This is a genomic window from Ferruginibacter profundus (assembly GCF_054783275.1).
The window spans coordinates 1-1324 of record NZ_BAAGQW010000014.1; the positions used below are offsets into that span (position 1 = coordinate 1).

Annotated in this window: 2 protein-coding genes; both read right to left on the reverse strand. The window is 39.0% G+C overall.

Annotation, left to right across the window (positions count from 1 at the left end; all coding sequences use genetic code 11):
- Positions 1 to 4: 4 nt before the first annotated feature.
- Complete coding sequence (locus ACYVM0_RS26955; protein WP_460562609.1) at positions 5 to 865, reverse strand: IS3 family transposase; 861 nt, start codon at positions 863 to 865, stop codon at positions 5 to 7.
- A 44-nt stretch (positions 866 to 909) separates the two neighbouring features.
- On the reverse strand, positions 910 to 1284 hold the full coding sequence (locus ACYVM0_RS26960) for a hypothetical protein (protein WP_460562611.1): 375 nt from the start codon (positions 1282 to 1284) through the stop codon (positions 910 to 912).
- Between the last annotated feature and the right edge of the window lie 40 nt (positions 1285 to 1324).

Genomic DNA, 1324 nt, shown 5'->3' on the forward strand with positions numbered 1-1324 from the left:
CCGCTTAGGTTGGTTGCATACTGGCTATTATTTTGGTGTTGTTTTGATAATAATTTTTCCATCTTCTTATTTGCGGTCCTTGCTGCTGGTGAACTTCATGTGGTATCTGCCAGTTAAGGCTGCTGTGCCTTCGTTTGTAATTGTAAATGGTAATGCAGCGGGCAATATGTATCGATGCATTATCAATGGTATCGTAATACCTGCTGATGAGTTCTGTTTTTAAAATGCCATTCACTCTTTCTGCAATGGCATTCTCATACGGATCTCCATTTTGTGTCATGCTGATGTGTGCATGATGCTGTTGCAATAATTGAACATAAGCAGTACTGCAATATTGTATGCCTCTGTCGCTGTGATGTATTACAATTGTTTCCGGCGGTTTTTGTGCAAGCGCTTTTCTCAATGCCAGCGTTGCGCTGCTCACTTTCATATCATCGCTTACGTGGAAGCCAACAATCTTCCTGGAGTAAGCATCCGTAATAAAAAACAGGTACGCAAACCTGTTTTTAAGTGGTATGTAAGTAATATCTGCCACCCATAATTCATGCGCCTTTAACGGGGTAAAATCCTTTACCAGGTTGGGATAGCGGCGGAAATGATGTTTACTATTAGTGGTGTGTACACTTCTTTTTATTCTTCTTACTAAAAGGTTATTGCGCTTTAATAAATCAAAAAAATTATCTCTGCCGATAGTAATTTGATGCTGTTTAAAAAATAGTTGCAGCATGATAAAAAGTTTTCTTCCACCGCAACGTGGCTGGTATTTTCTAATGCTGTCAATTTGCTGCAGTATCAAAAATTCATTAGATAACTGCACTACATTTCTTTGTTGTTTTTTATGGTATGCCTGTGGCGAATAACCCAACAGCCGACAAATTTCTTGTACGCTGCATTTTGGTTTTGTCTTTTTTACTTCTTGGACTGTTGGGTGCCAGGCTTTTTTCTGATAGAGATATTAAGCTGTTTTTCGGCTACATTAATTAAAGTATCTAACACTTCAGCTCTCAGTTCCTGGTGCGCTAATTGTTTTTCAAGTGCAGCAATTTTTTGCAGCAATGCAGCTTCATTTTCTGATGCGGCAGTTTGTTCTTTTTTCGCTTTTTGAGCCATTGGGTTAAGGTAATGTTTCTGTTGCAAATTAGTAGGCTGCAAGTTATGCACTCCCTGGTAAACCTGTACCCATTTGCAAATTGTAGTTCGGCTAATGCCATACTTGGCCTGTAGTTTACGGTAACCACAACCGGTGTTTAAATACTCTTGAATGATCTGGTCTTTGAGTTCCATTTTGGTTGATTTTGTAGTCAACCTATTTCAGGACGAGACA

Excerpts from the sequence above, each read along its gene's own strand:
- ACYVM0_RS26960 (WP_460562611.1), bottom strand. The coding sequence starts at position 1,284 with ATGGAACTCAAAGACCAGATCATTCAAGAGTATTTAAACACCGGTTGT.